The 19,055-nt window shown below is 72.9% G+C and carries 15 protein-coding genes, 2 tRNA genes and 1 pseudogene; 5 read left to right on the top strand and 13 right to left on the bottom strand.

Annotated elements, in window-relative coordinates; all coding sequences use genetic code 11:
* The first annotated feature begins 41 nt into the window (after positions 1–41).
* Positions 42–446 (top strand): MarR family winged helix-turn-helix transcriptional regulator, encoded by a 405-nt coding sequence (locus ABT084_RS30580; RefSeq protein WP_351050778.1) that lies wholly within the window; start codon positions 42–44, stop codon positions 444–446.
* Between the two features lie 89 nt (positions 447–535).
* Positions 536–2,116 (top strand): annotated as a pseudogene (locus ABT084_RS30575) (MDR family MFS transporter); the annotation flags it as partial.
* 24 nt (positions 2,117–2,140) lie between these two features.
* Here the strand turns inward: ABT084_RS30575 and ABT084_RS30570 are convergent.
* The 11 genes from ABT084_RS30570 to ABT084_RS30520 all read right to left on the bottom strand — a co-directional run bounded on the left by ABT084_RS30570 (position 2,141) and on the right by ABT084_RS30520 (position 12,059).
* Positions 2,141–2,770, bottom strand: coding sequence for a TetR/AcrR family transcriptional regulator (locus ABT084_RS30570; RefSeq protein WP_351050734.1), 630 nt, complete (start codon positions 2,768–2,770; stop codon positions 2,141–2,143).
* Between the two features lie 93 nt (positions 2,771–2,863).
* Positions 2,864–4,984: an ArnT family glycosyltransferase gene (locus ABT084_RS30565; protein WP_351050731.1), complete on the bottom strand. Its 2,121-nt coding sequence runs from the start codon at positions 4,982–4,984 to the stop codon at positions 2,864–2,866.
* Positions 4,981–6,249, bottom strand: coding sequence for a bifunctional glycosyltransferase family 2/GtrA family protein (locus tag ABT084_RS30560; protein WP_351050729.1), 1,269 nt, complete (start codon positions 6,247–6,249; stop codon positions 4,981–4,983). The genes ABT084_RS30565 and ABT084_RS30560 overlap by 4 nt, the downstream gene beginning before the upstream one ends.
* A gap of 25 nt (positions 6,250–6,274) precedes the next feature.
* Entirely contained in the window at positions 6,275–7,819 is a 1,545-nt protein-coding gene (locus ABT084_RS30555) for a sensor histidine kinase (RefSeq protein ID WP_351050726.1), read from the bottom strand.
* The gene (locus tag ABT084_RS30550; RefSeq protein ID WP_351050724.1) at positions 7,819–8,586 is read right to left on the bottom strand and encodes a response regulator transcription factor; all 768 of its coding nucleotides are present in this window, start codon (positions 8,584–8,586) and stop codon (positions 7,819–7,821) included. The genes ABT084_RS30555 and ABT084_RS30550 overlap by 1 nt, the downstream gene beginning before the upstream one ends.
* 104 nt (positions 8,587–8,690) lie before the next feature.
* On the bottom strand, positions 8,691–9,605 hold the full coding sequence (locus tag ABT084_RS30545; RefSeq protein WP_351050721.1) for an amidohydrolase family protein: 915 nt from the start codon (positions 9,603–9,605) through the stop codon (positions 8,691–8,693).
* A 153-nt stretch (positions 9,606–9,758) separates the two neighbouring features.
* On the bottom strand, positions 9,759–10,634 hold the full coding sequence (locus ABT084_RS30540; protein WP_351050718.1) for a DUF2797 domain-containing protein: 876 nt from the start codon (positions 10,632–10,634) through the stop codon (positions 9,759–9,761).
* A 34-nt stretch (positions 10,635–10,668) separates the two neighbouring features.
* The gene (locus ABT084_RS30535; RefSeq protein WP_351050715.1) at positions 10,669–11,103 is read right to left on the bottom strand and encodes an Lrp/AsnC family transcriptional regulator; all 435 of its coding nucleotides are present in this window, start codon (positions 11,101–11,103) and stop codon (positions 10,669–10,671) included.
* 90 nt (positions 11,104–11,193) lie between these two features.
* The gene (locus ABT084_RS30530) at positions 11,194–11,559 is read right to left on the bottom strand and encodes a PH domain-containing protein (RefSeq protein WP_351050712.1); all 366 of its coding nucleotides are present in this window, start codon (positions 11,557–11,559) and stop codon (positions 11,194–11,196) included.
* Positions 11,560–11,635: 76 nt separating this feature from the next.
* Positions 11,636–11,708 (bottom strand) — tRNA-Arg (locus ABT084_RS30525).
* A 260-nt stretch (positions 11,709–11,968) separates the two neighbouring features.
* Positions 11,969–12,059, bottom strand: a tRNA-Ser gene (locus ABT084_RS30520).
* Positions 12,060–12,244: 185 nt separating this feature from the next.
* Between ABT084_RS30520 and ABT084_RS30515 the strand changes: the two genes are divergently transcribed.
* The 3 genes from ABT084_RS30515 to ABT084_RS30505 all read left to right on the top strand — a co-directional run bounded on the left by ABT084_RS30515 (position 12,245) and on the right by ABT084_RS30505 (position 16,656).
* Positions 12,245–12,670, top strand: a complete 426-nt coding sequence (locus tag ABT084_RS30515) for an SSI family serine proteinase inhibitor (protein ID WP_351050711.1) — start codon at positions 12,245–12,247, stop codon at positions 12,668–12,670.
* 130 nt (positions 12,671–12,800) lie between these two features.
* Positions 12,801–16,067: a response regulator gene (locus ABT084_RS30510; RefSeq protein WP_351050708.1), complete on the top strand. Its 3,267-nt coding sequence runs from the start codon at positions 12,801–12,803 to the stop codon at positions 16,065–16,067.
* 13 nt (positions 16,068–16,080) lie between these two features.
* Entirely contained in the window at positions 16,081–16,656 is a 576-nt protein-coding gene (locus ABT084_RS30505) for an antibiotic biosynthesis monooxygenase (RefSeq protein ID WP_351050706.1), read from the top strand.
* A 30-nt stretch (positions 16,657–16,686) separates the two neighbouring features.
* On the opposite strand, the gene ABT084_RS30500 is transcribed toward ABT084_RS30505, so the two are convergent.
* Positions 16,687–18,336 (bottom strand): long-chain fatty acid--CoA ligase, encoded by a 1,650-nt coding sequence (locus tag ABT084_RS30500; RefSeq protein WP_351050704.1) that lies wholly within the window; start codon positions 18,334–18,336, stop codon positions 16,687–16,689.
* 141 nt (positions 18,337–18,477) lie between these two features.
* Entirely contained in the window at positions 18,478–19,035 is a 558-nt protein-coding gene (locus tag ABT084_RS30495) for a SigE family RNA polymerase sigma factor (protein ID WP_351050701.1), read from the bottom strand.
* Positions 19,036–19,055: the final 20 nt, after the last annotated feature.

Genomic DNA, 19,055 nt, shown 5'->3' with positions numbered 1-19,055 from the left:
CCGGCACGCAGACCGGGACACGGACCGGCACGCAGTACGCGCTGTACGAGGAACTCGCCCGCCAGCTCACCGGCATCGGCGCGGTCAAGCGCGACCTCGCCCGCACCCTGCCGGCCGACTGCCCGCCCGGGTCCGCCGCCGTCCTCACCGTCCTCGACCGGCACGGCGAGATGCGGCTGAGCCGCCTCGCCGAGCTGCTCGCCATCGACATCTCGGTGACCAGCCGCCACGTCACCCACGTCGCCGACCGCGGCTGGATCGCCCGCGAGGCCGACCCCGGGGACGGCCGTTCCCGCATCCTGCGCCTCACCCCGTCCGGCCGGGCCCTGCTCCTGGAGCTCGGGGCCCGCTACACGGCCGCCCTGGAGAGAACGCTGGGCGACTGGTCCGCCGAGGACATCACCGTCCTGACCACCCTGCTGGCCCGGCTCCGATCGAGCTTCTAGACCAGAGAAAAAGGAATCACATGGCTACGACCACACCCACCGGTGTGCGGGGAGGCAGCCAGTCGGAGCCCACGCCCGACGGCGCACCCATGACGCACCCCCAGATCATGAAGGCGCTGTCCGGGCTGATGCTCGGCATGTTCGTGGCGATCCTGTCCTCCACGATCGTCTCCAACGCGCTGCCGCAGATCATCAGCGATCTCGGCGGCACCCAGTCCTCCTACACCTGGGTGGTCACCGCCGCCCTGCTGTCGATGACCGCCGCGACCCCGCTGTGGGGCAAGCTGTCCGACCTCTTCAGCAAGAAGCTGCTGGTCCAGATATCCCTGGTGATCTACGTCCTCGGCTCGGTGGTCGCGGGCCTGTCCCAGAACACCGGCACGCTGATCGCCTGCCGCGTGGTCCAGGGCATCGGCGTCGGCGGCCTGTCCGCCCTCGCACAGATCGTGATGGCCGCGATGATCTCCCCGCGCGAGCGCGGCCGCTACAGCGGCTACCTCGGCGCGGTCTTCGCCGTCGCCACCGTCGGCGGGCCGCTGCTCGGCGGGGTCATCACCGACACCGACTGGCTCGGCTGGCGCTGGTGCTTCTACGTCGGCGTGCCCTTCGCGGTCATCGCGCTGATCGTGCTCCAGAAGACCCTGCGGCTCCCGGTCGTACGCCGTGACGTCAAGGTCGACTGGCTCGGCGCCTTCCTCATCAGCGCCGCCGTCTCGACCCTGCTGATCTGGGTCACCCAGGCGGGCACCTCGTACGACTGGGTCTCCTGGCAGACCTGGGCGATGACCGGCGGGGCCCTGGTCCTCGGCCTGCTCTTCGTCCTCGTCGAGTCCAAGGCGAGCGAGCCGATCATCCCGCTGCGCCTGTTCCGCAACAAGACCATCACCCTGGCCTCGGCGGCCTCGCTGTTCGTCGGCGTCGCGATGTTCTCGGGCACGGTATTTTTCAGCCAGTTCTTCCAGCTGGCCCGTGGCGAGACCCCCACGATGTCCGGGATCCTCACGATTCCGATGATCGGCGGGCTCTTCGTCTCCTCCACCGTTTCCGGTCAGGTGATCACCAAGACGGGCCGGTGGAAGGCCTGGCTGGTCTCCGGCGGCGTCCTGCTGACCGCCGGACTGGGCCTGCTCGGCACCCTGCGCTACGACACCCCGTACTGGCACATCGCGATCTACATGGCGCTGACCGGCCTCGGTCTCGGCATGATGATGCAGAACCTGGTCCTCGCCACCCAGAACCAGGTGGCCGCCGAGGACCTGGGCGTGGCCAGCTCCGTCGTCACCTTCTTCCGCTCGCTCGGTGGCGCCGTGGGCGTCTCGGCGCTCGGCGCGGTGATGGCGAACCGGGTCACGCACTACGTCAAGGACGGCCTGGCCGCCCTCGGCCCGCAGGCCGCGGCGATGGGCCACGGCGGCACCGGTGGCGGGGCCATCCCCCACCTGGACCAGCTGCCCCCGCCGTTCCGCGCGGTCGTCGAGTCCGCGTACGGCCACGGCGTCGGTGACGTCTTCCTCTACGCCGCCCCGGCCGCCCTGCTCGGGCTGCTCCTGGTGGTGTTCATCAAGGAGGTCGCGCTGCGCTCGAAGCCGGTGGCCGACGCTCCGGCCGCCGCCTCCCCCGTGGCCGCTCCGGCCGCCGCACCCGTCGCCGCCGAGGCCCAGGCCCCGGCGGGGTCTACGAAGTAAGGCAACGGTCTAGAGACCCGTCTGCGCCTGACGGCCCGTCTTCGCCTCGATGCCCGCGACGAGGACATCGAGGGCGAAGCGGAAATCGTCCTCGGGCGCCCGCCGGACCGGACCCCCACAGCCGTGCAGGAACTGCGACACGGCGAGGTGGGCTCCGGTCCGGCCGCCGTCCGTCAGCCCCGTGGCGTCGAGCAGCCGCAGCAGCGCCGCGTCGAAGGCCCGGGCGTGCGGCCCGATGTTGGGGTACTCGGCGGCCAGGGTCGCGACCCACGGCCGCTCGGCGAGCAGCCCCCGGTATCCGCAGGCCAGCGCCCGCAGTCGGCCGGCCCAGCCCGCCGGGGGCGAGTCCGCGGGCAGGGTCAGCTCGCCCAGGGCGCTGTCCAGGGCCAGTTCCAGCAGGTCGTGCTTGGTGTCGACGTACCAGTACAGGGACATCGCGGTGACCCCGAGCCCGCCCGCCAGCCGCCGCATGGAGAACCGGGTGAGCCCCTCGGTGTCGAGCAGCCGGACGGCGGCCCCGGTGATCCGGTCCCGGTCCAGCCCGGTGGGGTCCTCGCAGCGGCGTCTGGCTCCGGAGGCGGGCCGCGCGGCCAGCCACACACTGGTCCGGATGTTCACGGGGTCCGCCGCGGTGGCCATGGAGGCACCCTCCTCAAGACAGGTGGATCAGCCCGGAATGCCCGGTCCGCCCTCTTGATGATGCTAGAGGGTGCCCCTCGTGTTGTGGTCGGTTCAGGACGGGGTGAGGTCGTAGAAGGTGGCCCCGCCGACCGTGGTGGCCCGGTAGTTGGCCTTCACCCAGGCCTCGATGGCGCTGCTCGCGCCGCCGCCGGGACCGCCACCGCGGGTCGCGCCCTGGGCGCCCTGGCCGCCCTCCGGTGATGCCGTGCCCTGGCCGATGAAGTAGTGGATCTTCCCGGCCTTCACGTACTCCTGGAACCGCGCCAGGGTCGGGGACGGATCGCTGCCGTTGAACCCGCCGATGGGCATGACCGGCTGACCCGACGCCAGCTGATAGCTCGCGGCGTTCTGCGCGCCGACGGCGGCGGCCGCCCAGGTGTAGCGGTCCGCGTGCGCGCGCAGGGCCGCCGTGGCCGCCGCGCTCGTCTTCGTACCGCCCAGCAGGCCGCCCATACCGCCGCCGGGGCCGCCCCCGAAGCCGCCCTTGCCCCGGCCGCCCGGGCCGCCGGCGCCGCCCGGGCCGCCCTGGCCCGCGGGGCCGCCCGGCGCCATCGCGCCCTGCGGCGGCATCCCCTGCGGGGCGTTGCCCTGACCACGGCCGCCTTCCCTCGCGGCGAAGCGCGGTCCCCGGCCCATGCCGCCCGGTCCCCGGCCGCCCGCGACCGCGGGGCCTGCGGTGACGATCGAGCCCGTGTGCGCCGTGTTCACCGTGTCCAGGGTGTAGGCGAGGGGCCCGGCCAGCGCCACGCCGAGGCCCAGCGCCGCCGCGCCCAGCGCGGCCCGGCGTCCGAGGCGGGCGCCCACGAGGAGCCCCACGGCCGCGAGCAGCCCGGCCACCAGCACCGTCCAGCGCAGCCAGGGCAGATAGCCCGCGGCCCGGCCGAGCAGGACGTACGACCACACGGCGGTCAGCGCCACGACGGCGGACAGGGTGAACGCGGCGGCCCGGCCGCCCCGTTCCTCCCACAGCACCGCTACCCCCATGCCGGTCAGCGCGGCCACGTAGGGCGCCAGCGCCACCGTGTAGTACTCGTGGAAGATGCCCTGCATGTAGCTGAAGACGAGGGCGGTGCTCAGCAGGGAGCCGCCCCAGGCCAGGAAGGACGCCCGGGCCATGCTCTCCAGCGAGTCGGTGGCCCGCCGGGCCCGCCAGGTGATCACCAGTCCGGCCACGAGGAGCACCAGGGCCGCCGGGAGCAGCCAGGAGATCTGACCGCCGATGTTGGCGGAGAAGAGCCGGTCGATCCCGGTCTCGCCCCAGCCTCCGCCACCGCCGCCGCCCGGACCGCCACCCGTCCGCGCGCCGCCACCGACGCTGCCGGTCTCGTCGCCGTTGATCCGGCCGAGTCCGTTGTAACCGAGGGTGAGTTCCAGGAAGGAGTTCTTCTGGGAGCCGCCGATGTACGGGCGGGACGCGGCCGGCCACAGCTCGACGATGGCGACCCACCAGCCGCCGGCGACCACCATGGCCAGGCCCGCGAGGAGCAGCTGGCCCAGCCTGCGGCGCAGTCGGGTGGGCGCGCAGACGGCGTACAGCAGGGCCAGCGGCGGCAGGATGACGAACGCCTGCAGGGTCTTGGTGAGGAAGGCGAAGCCCACGGCCACACCGGCCCAGACCAGCCACTTGGTGCGGGCGCCGTCGAGGGCGCGCAGCACGCAGTGGACGGTGACGGTCATCAGCAGGGCCAGCAGCGCGTCGGGGTTGTTGAAGCGGAACATCAGCGCGGCGACCGGGGTGAGGGCGAAGACCGTACCGCTGAGCAGCGCGGCCACCGGGCCGAACCGGCGGCGCACGGAGGCGTACAGGACGGCGGTGGTGCCGACGCCCATGAGGGCCTGCGGGACCAGGATCTGCCAGCCGCCGAGTCCGAAGAGCCGTACGGACAGGGCCATCGGCCACAGGGCGACCGGCGGCTTGTCGACGGTGATGGAGTTGCCCGCGTCGGAGGAGCCGAAGAAGAAGGCCTTCCAGCTCTCGCTGCCCGCCTGGACGGCGGCGGAGTAGAAGGAGTTGGCGTACCCGGAGGCGCCCAGGTTCCACAGCATCAGGACCGCGGTGGCGAGGAGGAGCCCGACGAGGGCGGGGCGCTCCCAGCGGGGCCGCAGCGGGACCGCGGCCGCGGGAGCGCGTTCGGGGAAGGGTGAGTCCAGCAGGGGCAGTGCCGTGGTCATCGGAGGTTGTCCTTCGCAGGAGTGGAGCGGTCCGGGAAGACCCAGGCGCGGAAGAGCAGGAAGCGCAGCACGGTCGCGGCGAGGTTGGCGGTCACCAGGACGGCCAGCTCGGTGCCGTGGGCGGGGGTGTCGGTGGCCGCACCGAGGGCGGCCAGGGAGCCGCTGGTCAGGGCCAGTCCGATGGCGAAGACCACGAGGCCCTGGGCCTGCTGCCGCACGGCGCGGTCCCGGCCGCGGACGCCGAAGGTGAGCCGGCGGTTGGCCGCGGTGTTGGCGACGGCGGAGAGCAGCAGCGCGACGCCGTTGGCGATCTGGGGTCCGGCGCCGGAGCGGAGGGCGGAATAGAGCACCAGGTAGAAGAGGGTGCTCAGGACCCCGATCGCGCAGAATCCCAGGAGCTGGCGGGCCAGGCCCCGGGGGACTCCGCTCAGCGCGCGGTCGCGCGGGTCGTCGCCGAAGGGGCGGCCGATCCGGTCGAGCGGGAGGGCGCCGACGGCGAGGGCCCGGCCCACCCGCCAGACCCCTTTGAGGTCCTCGGTGGCGGTGCGGACGATGTGGACGGTGGAGGCGGGGTCGTCCACCCAGTCGACGGGCACCTCGTGGATGCGCAGCCCGGCACGCTCGGCGAGGACCAGCAGCTCGGTGTCGAAGAACCAGCCGGAGTCCTCCACCAGCGGCAGCAGCCGCTCGGCGACGTCGCGCCGGATGGCCTTGAAGCCGCACTGGGCGTCACTGAAGCGGGCGGAGAGGGAGGAGCGCAGGATCAGGTTGTAGGCACGGGAGACGAATTCGCGCTTGGCGCCGCGCACCACCCGCGAGGAGCGGGCGAGCCGGGTGCCGATCGCGAGGTCGGAGTGTCCGGAGATCAGCGGGGCGACCAGCGGCAGCAGTGCGTTCAGGTCGGTGGAGAGGTCGACGTCCATGTAGGCGAGGACGGGCGCGTCGGAGGCGGACCAGACCGTGCGCAGGGCCCTGCCGCGCCCCTTCTCCTCGAGCCGCGTGCTGCGGACGCCGCTGACGGACCGGGCCAGGCCGGCCGCGACCTCGGGGGTGCGGTCGGTGCTCGCGTTGTCGGCGATGGTGATGCGGAAGGCGTAGGGGAAGGTCCGGGTCAGGTGCTCGTGGAGGCGGTGCACGCACGGGCCGAGATCCTTCTCCTCGTTGAAGACCGGGATGACCACGTCGAGTACGGGTTCGCCGGGCACGGTCGCGAGCGGCGCCCGTGCGGGCAGGGTCCCGGTCCCGGGAAAGACATCGGTTGGCATGCGCCGACTCTCGCGGGACGGGCTGTCACGGCTGTGTGGTGAGGCTGTGACCCGTCTGTGAGTGCCGTCCGGTGTCCCGTGCCGACGGGTGCCCGGGCTCGGTGTGGAGGGGGAGGCGGACCTCGAACCGGGTGCGGTGCGGCTCGCTGCGTACGCCGACCGTCCCGCCGTGGGCCGAGACGACGGCCTGCACGATGGCGAGGCCGAGGCCGGTGGAGCCCGCGTTGCGGGAGCGGGAGGCGTCGCCGCGCGCGAAGCGTTCGAAGACGTGGGGGAGCAGGCCGGGCGGGATGCCGGGGCCGTTGTCCTCGATCTCGACGCGGACCGAGGATGTTTCACGTGAAACACGGGCGGTGACGGTGGTCCCGGGCGGGGTGTGGGTCCGGGCGTTGGCCAGCAGGTTCACCAGGACCTGTTGCATCCGGGCGGAATCGGCGGCCACCAGGGCCGCCTCGGCGGGGAGTTCGAGGCGCCAGTGGTGCTCCGGGCCCGCCGCGCGGGCGTCGCTGACGGCGTCCACGACCAGGGGCGCCAGGTCGATGGCGGTGTGGGACAGCGGGCGGCCCGCGTCGAGCCGGGCCAGCAGCAGCAGGTCTTCGACCAGGCCGGTCATCCGGGTCGCCTCGGACTCGATCCGGCCCAGCGCGTGCCGGGTGTCCGGGCCGGGCTCCTCGCGGCCCCGGCGGGTGAGTTCGGCGTACCCGCGGATGGAGGCCAGTGGGGTGCGCAGCTCGTGGCTGGCGTCGGCGACGAACTGCCGGACGCGGGTCTCGCTCTGCTGGCGGGCGGTGAGCGCGGCGGAGACGTGGCCCAGCATCCGGTTGAGGGCGGCGCCGACCTGGCCCACCTCGGTCCGCGGGTCGGCCTCGGCGTCCGGGACCCGCTCGTCGAGGGCGGGCTCGCCGCTGTGCAGGCGCAGTTCCGAGACCCGGGTCGCGGTGGCGGCCACCCGGCGCAGCGGGCGCAGGGCGACACCGACCAGGGCCTGTCCGGCGAGGGAGGCGGCGATCAGCCCGGCCAGGGTGACGCAGACCTCCACACCGATCAGGGTGTTCACGGTGGAGTCGACCCCGTCGAGCGGGAAGCCCAGCACGAGGCTCCCGTCGGCGGCGGTGAGCACGCGGTACGTACCGAGGCCGTGCAGGCGCACGTCGACGGGCCGTTCCTCGCCCGCGCGGGCCTTGCCGGCGGCGGCCACGAGGGCCTGGGTCTGGGGTTCGGTGAGCGGCTGGCGGTGGTCCGGGGCGGGCCCTTCGGCGGGCGCGCTGCGGGCCGCCGCGACGACCTTGCCGTCCGAGTCGAGGCGGACCCCGGCGGCGCCGAAGGGGCTGCCGGGTCCCAGGACGAAGGCGAGGGTGTCCCGGGAGGACTTCTCCGCGCCCGGGCCCCTGATGGCCATGTTCACCGAGGTGGCGAGCTGATGGTCGAGCTGGCCCACGAGGTAGGAGCGCAGCACGAGGATGGTGACGGTGCCGATGGCCGCGCCCACCACCGCGATGAGCAGCACGGCGGAGACGACGAGCCTGGTCCGCAGGGACCAGGGCCGTCGGCCCGGCAGCGGGATCCGCACTATTCGCTCGGCTTGATCAGATATCCGGCGCCGCGGCGCGTGTGGATCATCGAGGGCAGGCCGGGGCCGCTCTCCAGCTTGCGCCGCAGGTAGGAGATGTACAGCTCGACCACATTGGCCTGGCCGCCGAAGTCGTAGGACCACACGCGGTCCAGGATCTGCGCCTTGCTGAGCACCCGGCGGGGGTTGCGCATGAGGTAGCGCAGCAGCTCGAACTCGGTGGCGGTCAGGTGGATCTCCCGGCCGCCCCGGCTGACCTCGTGGCTGTCCTCGTCGAGCCGCAGGTCGCCCACGGCCAGGACGGACTCGCCGCGCGCGGCCTGGGCCGCGCCGGAGCGGCGCACCAGACCGCGCAGCCGAGCCACGACCTCTTCCAGGCTGAAGGGCTTGGTGACATAGTCGTCGCCGCCCGCCGTCAGACCGGCGATGCGGTCCTCGACCGAGTCCTTCGCGGTGAGGAAGAGCACCGGGACCTGCGGGAGCCGACGGCGCAGCTGCCCGAGGACGGCCAGCCCGTCCATGTCCGGGAGCATGATGTCGAGGACCACCACGTCGGGCCGGAACTCCGCCGCCATGCGCACCGCGCCCGCTCCGTCGCCCGCGGTGCGCACTTCACACCCCTCGTAGCGCAGGGCCATGGACAGCAGCTCGGAGAGCGAGGCCTCGTCGTCCACGACGAGCACCCGGCACGGGCCGCCGTCGGGCCGGACGAGGGCCATGGGGTTGCTGGTGGACGTGGACGCGTGGGAGGTGGTCGTCGCAGTCATGGCGTCCACGCTCCCGCCCGCCGGTGAAAGCCCCCTTGGCCCTTTCTGTGATTCTCCTGAGAATCCGTTGTCAGGACGCGGCGGCCGGTGGGGGGCGGCGGGGATCAGAGGGACGGCAGGGAGAAGAGCCGGGCGGCGTTGTCGTGGCAGACGGCGCGCAGCCAGTCGTCGCCGAGGCCGAGCCGTTCGAGGGCGGCCAGCTGGTGCTCGTAGGGGTAGGGAATGTTCGGGAAGTCGGTGCCGAGCAGGATCCGGTCGCCGAGGGCCGCGAGCCGGCCGAGGTCCCCGGCGGGGAAGGGCCCCGTCCGCTCGGCGAAGTCGGTGAAGGCCATGGTGGTGTCGAGGCGGACCTCGGCGAACCGGTCGGCCAGGTCCAGGAACTCGGTGTACTCGGGCATCCCCATGTGTGCGATGACCAGCGGGAGCCGGGGGTGCCGGGCGAGCAGCCGCCCGATCGGTCCGGGGCCGGTGTACGGGGCGGGAGCCGGCATGGAACCGCAGTGGATCACCGTGGGGACACCGGCCTCGGCGAGCAGCCCCCAGACGGGGTCGAGCAGCTCGTCGTTCGGGTCGTACCCGCCGACCTGGAGGTGTGCCTTGAAGATCCGCGCACCGTTCTCCACGGCCTGGCGGACGTAGTGCCCGGCCCCCTCCTCGGGAAAGAAGGTCGCGGTGTGCAGGCAGTCGGGCGTCCGGGCGGCGAACTCCGCGGACCAGGAGTTGAGCCAGGCCGCCATGGCGGGCTTGTGCGGGTACAGCATGGCGGTGAAGGCCCGCACCCCGAACTCCCGCAGCAGGTCGACCCGCTGCTGCTCCTCGTGCCGGTAGGTAATGGGCCACGGCCTGCCGGTCAGCGGCCCCATCGCGTCGAAGTAGTCCCACACCTTGGCCAGGACGCGTTCGGGCATGAAGTGCGTGTGGACGTCGACCAGCCCGGGGAGCCCGAGCCGCTCCCGGAAGGCACGGACCGTCTCGGCCGTCGCGGGCGAAGCCGCGGCTCCGCTCAACTGGATGCTCATGGCACCCACCCTCTGCGTCAGCCCCCTCGCGTGTCCACGGTCCGGGGCGGGTCGAGGCGGGTCGAGGCGGGTCGAGGCGGGTCCGGGGCGGGTCGGGCCCGGCCTGACCTGCCCGGCAGGCGGGTCGGGCCCGGCCTGACCTGCCCGGCCGGGTCAGAAGAGCCCGTCCTGCTCGGCGGCGGCGGAGGGGAGCGCGAGGTCGGTCCACGGCGCCGTGGTGAGCGGGTCCGGCCCCTCCGGGGCGACGAGGGCCCAGCCGGCCAGCAGCCGGGTGTCGACCACGAGCCCGTCGGCGAAGTGCAGATCGGGTCCGGCCGCGCCGACCAGCAGCCCCGCGACGGCTCCGCCGGACATCATCCCGGTGATCACCCGCGTCGGTACCGGCAGCCCGTCGAGCCCGAACAGCCCGGCGTGGTCGGCGACCTCGCAGGCCGTCCGCTCCAGCGATTCGGGCCATCCGGCGAGCGCGGTGGCCCGCGCGTGCAGCTCGGCCACCTCCCGGGCCCGCTCCGCGGCGGGCGGCAGCTGCGCCCGTACGGCCCGCTTGCGGGCGTAGGCGATCCGGTCGGGCACCCCGAGCGCGGCCCGCAGCAGCTCCTCGGTGCGCCGGGCGGCCATCAGCGGTCCGCGGCCGAGCCAGCTCCAGGTCACCGCGCCCTGCTCGCACAGCCGGACCGGGCCGCGCTCCTCGGCGGTGATGCCGACCTTGACCAGTCCGGCCCCGAACCAGGCCAGGTAGACGCGGTAGGTGCGCGGGTCGGCGGCGTTGGTGTCGGCGGCCACCGAGAAGGACCGGTCCAGGCGGGCGCATTCAGGGCACTGGGCGTTGCCCGCGCGGCCGGGCACGGTGGCGGCCGTGGGGCAGGGGGTGCGCCTGCCCGCCCGCCGGACACCCAGACAGTGCCGCTCGCCCAGACCCATGAAGGCCAGCCGCTGCCCCCGGGCGAGGACGCTCCTGCGCTCACCGGTCCCCGGGCCGCCGGTCTCGGCGTACCAGCCGATCGAGGGCTCCCCGCCGCTCCACCCCATGCCGGTGCACCGCCAGGTCACCGGGGCCGCCGGGTCACAGCGGGAGCGGCCGCTCGAAGAAGGTCTCCAGGACCACGGTCGCCTGGGTGCCGCTCACGCCCTCGATGGCGTAGAGCCTGCGCAGGACGTCCTGGAGCTGTTCGGTCGTGGCCGTGCGCACCTTGACCAGGACCGAGGCGCTGCCCGCGATGATGTGGGCCTCCTGGATCTCGGGGATCGCCGCGAAGGCGGTCCCGGCCTCGCCCATCCAGGCGTTCGAGTCGACGTGCACGTAGGCGAGCACCCCGCTGCCGACGGCCGCGGGGTCCACGTCGATGGTGGTCCGCCGGATCACCCCGCGCTCGCGCAGCTTGCGCACCCGCTCGTGGGTGGCCCCGGCCGAGAGCCCGATGGCGGCGCCGAGGGCGGCGTAGGACTGTCCGGCGTCCTCCTGCAGGCGCAGGATCAGCGTCCGGTCGATGTCGTCCACGTGTTCTTCCTCCCCACCATGATCTGTGGGGAGACGGTACCGCATCCTGCGATACCACCATCGGGCCAAACTTGATTCGGTTCGCCGTGGCTAGCGCGCGACGAACTGCGTCAGGATCGCCTGCACCTCATAGATGTCGACACCCTTGGTGAAGGTCTTCTGGAGGGGAGCGGCCGTGCCCGAGATCCAGATCTTCAGCTCGGCGTCCAGATCGAAGTGACCGGCTGTCTCCACGGAGAAGTGGGTGATGCTCCGGTACGGAACCGAGTGGTACTCCACCTTCTTGCCGGTGATCCCCTGCTTGTCGATCAGCACCAGGCGCCGATCGGTGAAGAGGATCGTGTCGCGTATCAGCAGATACGCGGCGTGCACCTGCTCCCCGTGCCCCAGCAGTCGCGCGTAGTCCCGCTGCGCCGCCACGGGGTCGACCGTGTGCGCGTTCCCGAACAGACCCATGAGGGCCCCCCTCGTTTCAGGTGACAGGTTCAACGCAAGAGGCCCCCTGGATTTCTCCAGGGGGCCTCTTGGGCTGTGCACTCGGCAGGATTCGAACCTGCAACCTTCTGATCCGTAGTCAGATGCTCTATCCGTTAAGCTACGAGTGCTTGTGCTTCCCGGGGTTTTGCGCCCCGTTGGCCTTGCGAGAACAACAATACATGGACCTCGGCGGGACGCGAAATCCATTAGCTAAACAGCGTCTGACCTGCGGAAACACCCCGGAACGGGCGATTCCCCGAGGGGGCGTCGGCGGGGCGCCCGGTACCTCGCGAGCACCCCGGAGGCCCTTCCGCGCCCGGAACGCACCGAAGCCCGCCCCGAACGCACCGAAGCCCCGGTCCAAGAGGACCGGGGCTTCGGTGAGGTGCGGAGGCGGAGGGATTTGAACCCTCGATGGGGGGTAAGCCCCAAACCGCATTAGCAGTGCGGCGCCATAGACCGGACTAGGCGACGCCTCCAGCACACCCTCGCGTACGAAGGTGCGTGCAGATGATGACACAGGCGCAGGGCCGCTCACCAATCCGCTCTCACGGTACTAGGCGGAAAGCCCCCAGGGCAAAGCCTTAAGCCCACGGAACACGGAACGTCGGGGCGGCCGCGTCGTTGGGCAGGCGTACGACGTACGGACGACTTGGAGTGCCCCATGCTGCGTCTCGCCGCCTTCGCCGTCACCACCTCCGCCCTCGCAGCGGCGGCAGCCGGACCGCTGCCACCGCTGCCCCTGGGCCTGCTCGCGACGCCCGACCGGCTCACCGTCAGCGTCTCCTCCAGCGGCAACCCGCGCGCCGACGGGGAGTACCGGCTGGAATGCGACCCGGTCGGCGGCACCCACCCGCTGGCCGCGCAGGCCTGTGCGCGGCTCGCCGAACTCGCCAAGCAGCACAAGGATCCCTTCGCCCCGGTCTCCAAGCGGCAGCTGTGCACCTTCCAGGACGGCGGCCCCGCGACCGCCAGGGTCACCGGAACCTGGCACGGACACGAGGTGAACGCCCGGTTCGACCGCAGCAACGGGTGCGAGATCCGCCGGTGGAACGAGTTGGAACCTCTGCTTCCGAGTGCGCGTTCCTGACCAGGGAAGATGCGGTCGGGATGCGGGATATGCCCGACTCGGGCACCGCATCCGCCGCCCCGCCGAGGGGAGGTGGCCTTAGACTCCTCCCGTGTCATGCCGGTAGTCGTGGTCAGGGAGGAAGCTCGTCGTGAGCAGCAGGCCATCCCGAGGCGCTGCTCGCCTCGCAGCAATACTCGACGCTCTTCCTGACGCCCTGTTGCTCGTGAACGCCAACGGCACGGTCGTCAACGCCAATTCGATCGCGCTCGAGGCGCTGGAGAGTCCCGGCACGGGACTCGTGGGGCGTGGAGTGCTCGACCTCCTGCCCGAATTCGACTCGAAGCTGATCCCCGGTTCCATGCGCCGTCCCGACGAGGGCAAGGAACAGCGCGCCACGCCGACGCGGATGGTCGCGCGCCGTACCGACGGCACCGAGTTCCCGGTCGAGGTCACCAGCGCCAATCTCGACGGCCGCGACGCCTTCCGCGACCCGAACCCCGGTTACACGGGCGACGAGCTGCTGATGCTCGTCGTACGCGACCTCACGGGCACCCTCGACACCGAGGCCGAGCTGGCCCGCTCGCAGCGGCAGACCGAGATGATCCTGCGCGCCGCCGCCGAAGGCGTCGTCGGAACGGACACCGAGGGTCGCGTGGTGCTGGTCAACCCGGCCGCCGCGCAGATCCTCGGATACCGGGCGACCGACCTCGGCAACCGCGAACTGCACGGGCTGATCCAGCACTCGCGCGCCGACGGTTCGCCGTTCCCCTTCGACGAGTCCCCGCTCGCCGACACCCTGCGCAGCGGGCGCAAGCACCGGGTGCGCGGGCAGGTGCTGTGGAACAAGAGCGGCAAGCCCGTCTCCGTCGACCTGACGACCTCCCCCGTCCGGGACGGAGAGCTGCTGGTGGGGGCCGTGATGACCTTCACCGACCGGCGCTCCTACGACGCCCTGGCGGCGCGCCACGCGCAGCTGCTGGCGGTCCTCGGCGACTCCCTGCGGGGCCCGCTGGAGGAACTGCGCGGCGAACTGGCCACGCTGGCCGCGGACGACGCCGGTCAGCTGTGGCCCGAGGCGAACCAGCTGCTGCACCACCTGGCGGCGGGCTACGCCCGGATGACCACGCTGGTCGACAACGTGCTGGGCTTCCAGCGGCTGGACGCGGGCACCGAGAAGCTCGCGAAGAAGAAGGTCCTGATCGACGGGGTCGTCACGGCCGGAGTCGACGGCGCGGTCGAGCTGATCGGGCCGGGGCGCGCACAGTTCGCCGTCCACGCCCCGACCATCGAGGCCGAGGTGGACGCGGCCCGGATCTCCACCGCGCTGGCCCACCTGATCGCGGACGTCGCCGGGGTCGACGCCACCGGCAAGACCCCGCAGGGCAGCGGTTACACGGACTCGACGATCGTGGTCGCCGCCGCGCAGCGCGGGGACGTCGTACGGATCGAGGTGCGCGGCCCGTACAGCGGCGGCGACGCGGTGCACGAGCCGATCGTGCGGGGCATCGTGGCCGCGCACGGCGGTGTGCTGCAGACCGTGAAGGTGCCCGGGGCCCCGGGCGGCGCGTTCGTACTGGAACTGCCGCTGGGGTCGGGAGCCGGCACGGTGACCCTGCCCGAGCCGACGCCCGAGCCCGCTCCGGCGCGGCCGGTCGCGGACGGCCGCGGCCAGGACGGCGCGGGCGACGCGAAGGACGGCCCCGGTGGCCGCCGGGCCCGGCGCGGTGTGGATGCCTTCCTCGACGACGAGGTCCGCGCGGGTCAGGCCCCCGCGGAGGACTCCGGCTCCGGCGGAAGCGCGCTCGCACTGCCCTCCGGGCGGCGGCGCGCGGCCGACGCCGTCGAGGGAGCCGACGCTCCCGCGGGCGGCGGGCTGGCCGCGTCCCCGGTGAACCCGGCCGGTCTCGGCACGGGCCGCAGGCGCGGCCGTGCCGGTGACGGCGACAGCGGCGCCGCCGGGAACGGCGGCGACGTCGGCGGCTCCGAAACCGGTCCGGCCCGGCGCCCGGTGCCTCCGCAGGGCATGCCCGCCCTCCCGCCCGCTCCTGTCCACCCCTCCGGCGAGCCCCCCGCGGGCCGCCGCCGCGCGCTGGGTTCCGCGCAGGGAAGCGACGGCCCCGGCCGGCCGCCGCAGCCCGTACCGGCCACCGGTCTGGCGCCCGTAGCGCCCGTACCCGGCACCGGGACCAGCAGCGCCGGTGTCCGGCGCGCGCTCGGCGCCCCGCAGGCACCCGCCGCCACCCCGCCGACGGCCCCGGCCGACCCGCAGGTCACGGCGGAGCCCGACGGCTCCCCCGCCGAGTCGCCCACCGGACGGCGCCGGGCTCTGCCCGCCACTCCCGCCTGGCCGGTACCGGCCGCGCGGACCGCTCCCGAGGACGAGGACGCCGACGCGGCCGCCGGCCCGGTGGCGCTGCCCGGCGCCCGGCAGCCCCACGAGACCGCGGCCCAGCCCCCGGCGGCCCAGCCGATCAGCGTGCGCCCCCTGGGCAGCACCCTCGGCCAGGGCATCGCCGTGGACTCCGGTTCCGGTCGCAGGCGGCGGCTGTCCGAACCGGCGCCCCAGGGCCGGGCCTTCGCCATAGGAGCCCCCGAGGCGGGCTCCGCGGAGGGCCCCGAGCCGCTGGACGGGCCCGGAGGCGCCGTCGAGGTGGTCAACCGGCCCGCGCCGCGCCCGATGGACGACGAGCTGCCGCCGGAGCCGCTGGACAACCCGCGGCGGCTGCTGGTCTGGCCCGCTCCGGACGTACAGACCGAGCAGGCCCTCAGCGAGCGCGGCTACCGCCCGGTGATCGTGCACTCGCGCGAGGAGGTGGACGCGCAGATCGCCGCGTTCCCCGCCGCGCTGTTCGTGGACCCGCTGACCGGGCCGATCACCCGGACGGCCCTGCAGTCGCTGCGGCAGGCCGCGGTGGCCGCCGAGGTGCCCGTCCTGGTGACGGCGGGACTGGGGCACGCGACGCGTGAGGCGGCGTACGGCGCGGACCCGGCCGTCCTCCTCAAGGCGCTCGCGCCGCGCGACAGCGAGCAGCACCCCTCCCGCGTGCTGCTCATCGAGCAGCATGACGAGATCGCCACCGCGCTGACCGCCGCCCTGGAGCGGCGCGGCATGCAGGTGGCGCGGGCGGGCGCCGACACCGACGCGGTGGATCTGGCCACCCGGATGCGGCCGAACCTCGTCGTCATGGACCTGATGCAGGTGCGGCGGCGCCGGGCCGGGATCGTGGACTGGCTGCGCGCCAACGGGCAGCTGAACCGGACCCCGCTGGTCGTCTACACGACCGAGGGGATCGACCCGTCCGACCTGCCGCGGCTGGGCTCCGGCGAGAGCGTGCTGTTCCTCGCCGAGCGGTCCACCACGGCCGAGGTGCAGGGCCGCATCGTGGACTTGCTGGCCAAGATCGGGACCAATTAGCGACCCTGGTCCGATGGCCCTCATCGACACGACCGAACACAGCGTCCCCGCCGACAACGGCGAGGTGAGCCTCCTCATCGCCCGGCAGGTGGAGCCGGGCCACGAGGACGCCTTCGAGGTCTGGGCGCGCGGGATCCTGGAGACCGCGGCGACCTTCCCGGACCACCTCGGGTACGGCCTGTTCCGCCCGGCGACCGAGGGCGGGCCGTGGTTCCTCGTCCACCGCTTCCGCCACCAGGCGGCCTTCCAGCGGTGGCAGGACTCGGCCGAGCGGGCCGCATGGTTCGCCAACTGCCAGGGCCATCACCACACCGAGATAGCCCGGCGCGAACTGCACGGCATGGAGACGTGGTTCGCCAAGCCGGGTACGACCCGGCCCGCGCCGCCGCGCTGGAAGATGGCGGTCAGCTCGGGTCTGGCCATCTTCCCGATCTCGCTGCTCGGCAACGCGCTGCTCGGGCCGTACCTGGTGAACGTGCACGTCGTGGTCCGCACGGCCGCCTTCGCCGTCGTCTTCAGCACCCTGATGACGTACGTGGCCATGCCCGCCGCCAGCAAGCTGCTGCGGCCATGGCTCACGCGCGGCTGAACCCGGCATCCCGTCGGGGGAGCGGGTGCCCTAGCCGAGCTTGGTGACGTCCAGCTCGCCGTCCGCGTACTGCCTGCGGATCACCTTCTTGTCGAACTTGCCGACGCTCGTCTTCGGCACGGACTCGATCACCGTCCAGCGCTCCGGCAGCTGCCACCTGGCGATGGACTGCGCGAGGAAGGCGCGCAGGGCGACGAAGTCCACGGTCGCACCCTCCTTGAGGACCACCGTGGCCAGCGGGCGCTCGCCCCACTTCTCGTCCGGGACGGCCACGACGGCAGCCTCGGCGACCTCGGGGTGGGACATGATCGCGTTCTCGAGTTCGACGCTGCTGATCCACTCGCCACCGGACTTGATGACGTCCTTGGCCCGGTCCGTCAGCGTCAGGTATCCGTCGGGGCTGATCACACCGACATCGCCGGTCTTGAGCCAGCCGTCGGCGCTGAACTTGTCCGCGGGACGCAGCGGTTCACCCGTGGCTCCGCCGAAGTAGGCCCCGGCGATCCAGGTGCCGCGCACCTCCAGCTCGCCCGCGGACTCGCCGTCCCAGGGCAGTACGTCGCCCCCGGGGCCGACCAGGCGCGGCTCCACGCCCGCCGGGAAACGGCCCTGGGTGAGGCGGTACGGCCACTCCTCCTCGGCGCTCAGACCGGCCGGGGGGTGGGCCATGGTGCCGAGCGGGGAGGTCTCGGTCATGCCCCAGGCGTGGCAGACGCGGACACCGAGCTTGTCGTACGCCTCCATCAGCGAGGGCGGGCAGGCCGAGCCGCCGATGGTCACCTGCTTCATGGAAGACAGGTCGCGGGGATTCGCGGTGACCTCGGCGAGCAGCCCCTGCCAGATGGTGGGGACGGCCGCCGCGTGCGAGGGACGCTCGCGTTCGATCATCTCGGCGAGCGGGGCCGCCTGCAGGAAGCGGTCCGGCATCAGCATGTTGATGCCGGTCATGAAGGTGGCGTGCGGCAGGCCCCAGGCGTTGACGTGGAACTGCGGGACCACGACGAGGCTGGTGTCGCGGTCGGTCAGGCCCATCGACTCGGTCATGTTGACCTGCATGGAGTGCAGGTAGATGGAGCGGTGGGAGTAGATGACGCCCTTGGGGTCGCCGGTGGTGCCGGAGGTGTAACACATGGCGGCGGCCTGGCGTTCGTCCAGCTCGGGCCAGTCGTAGGTGTCCGGGCGGCCGGCCAGGAGGTCCTCGTACTCGTGCACGCGGACGTCGAGCCCCTCCAGCACCGAGCGGTCACCGATGCCCGCGACCACGACGTGGTCGATGGTGGGCAGGTGCGGCAGCAGCGGCGCGAGCAGCGGCAGCAGGGTGCCGTTGACCAGGACGACCCGGTCGACGGCGTGGTTCACGATGAAGACCAGCTGCTCGGGGGGCAGCCGCAGGTTGAGCGTGTGCAGGATCGCGCCCATGGAGGGGATCGCGAAGTACGCCTCGACGTGCTCCGAGTTGTTCCACATGAGCGTGGCCACCCGGTCGTCCTGCTGGACTCCCAGCTCGTCACGCAGGGCGTTGGCCAGGCGGGTGGCACGGACACCGATCTCCGCGAAGCTGCGGCGGTGCGGCTCGGCCTCGCCGGTCCAGGTGGTGACCTGGGACTGCCCGTGGATCGTCATCCCGTGTCGAAGTATGCGGCTGACGAGCAGTGGTACGTCCTGCATGGTGCTCAGCAAAGCGTCCTCCCGGTGGGCGCTGCGGCGCTACGGCGGCTACGGATGCTGCCGATTCTGCTCACGTACCGCTCGGCATGTCACTACCCGGAGGGGGAGACTCACTGTTTCACGTGAAACATGCCGCTGCCGGGAGTACCGGGGTCAGCGGACCGGGGTCAGCTCCGGGTCCTCGCGCAGCTTGCCCAGGGCGCGGGAGACGGCGCTCTTGACCGTGCCGACCGAGACCCCGAGCAGCTCAGCGGTCTGGGCCTCGCTCATGTCCTCGTAGTAGCGGAGCACCACCATGGCCCGCTGCCGGTCGGGCAGCCGGGTCACCGCGCGCCACATCGCGTCGCGCAGTGCCTGCGCCTCGGCCGGGTCGGCGGCCGGTGCCACGTCCGTCTCCGGCAGCTCGTCACAGGCGAACTCGTCGACCTTGCGCTTGCGCCACTGGGAGGTGCGGGTGTTGACCAGGGCCCGGCGGACGTAACCGTCGAGGGCGCGGTGGTCCTCGATCCGGTCCCAGGCGACGTAGGTCTTGGCGAGGGCCGTCTGCAGCAGGTCCTCGGCGTCGCAGGGGTTCGCGGTCAGGGACCGTGCCGTGCGCATCAGGGACGTCCCGCGGGTCCGCACGTACGACGAGAAGGACGGGTACGAGGACGGGTACGACGACGGGTGCGACGACTGGTTCGATGCGTACGTGCACACTGGCGTGGTCATGCCCCCACGCTAGAAGCGGC

Source organism: Streptomyces sp. NPDC002138 (assembly GCF_040296485.1).
GTDB lineage: Bacteria > Actinomycetota > Actinomycetes > Streptomycetales > Streptomycetaceae > Streptomyces.
Note: the sequence above shows the minus strand (reverse complement) of the source record. Positions and strands in the feature narration are given on the sequence as shown.

What these genes read in the sequence shown, in the direction of transcription:
- ABT084_RS30570 (WP_351050734.1), bottom strand. Translation starts at nt 2,770, where the DNA reads ATGGCCACCGCGGCGGACCCCGTGAACATCCGGACCAGTGTGTGGCTG.
- ABT084_RS30565 (WP_351050731.1), bottom strand. Translation starts at nt 4,984, where the DNA reads ATGACCACGGCACTGCCCCTGCTGGACTCACCCTTCCCCGAACGCGCT.
- ABT084_RS30560 (WP_351050729.1), bottom strand. Translation starts at nt 6,249, where the DNA reads ATGCCAACCGATGTCTTTCCCGGGACCGGGACCCTGCCCGCACGGGCG.
- ABT084_RS30550 (WP_351050724.1), bottom strand. Translation starts at nt 8,586, where the DNA reads ATGACTGCGACGACCACCTCCCACGCGTCCACGTCCACCAGCAACCCC.
- ABT084_RS30545 (WP_351050721.1), bottom strand. Translation starts at nt 9,605, where the DNA reads ATGAGCATCCAGTTGAGCGGAGCCGCGGCTTCGCCCGCGACGGCCGAG.
- ABT084_RS30540 (WP_351050718.1), bottom strand. Translation starts at nt 10,634, where the DNA reads ATGGGGTGGAGCGGCGGGGAGCCCTCGATCGGCTGGTACGCCGAGACC.
- ABT084_RS30530 (WP_351050712.1), bottom strand. Translation starts at nt 11,559, where the DNA reads ATGGGTCTGTTCGGGAACGCGCACACGGTCGACCCCGTGGCGGCGCAG.
- ABT084_RS30515 (WP_351050711.1), top strand. Translation starts at nt 12,245, where the DNA reads ATGCTGCGTCTCGCCGCCTTCGCCGTCACCACCTCCGCCCTCGCAGCG.
- ABT084_RS30505 (WP_351050706.1), top strand. Translation starts at nt 16,081, where the DNA reads ATGGCCCTCATCGACACGACCGAACACAGCGTCCCCGCCGACAACGGC.
- ABT084_RS30495 (WP_351050701.1), bottom strand. Translation starts at nt 19,035, where the DNA reads ATGACCACGCCAGTGTGCACGTACGCATCGAACCAGTCGTCGCACCCG.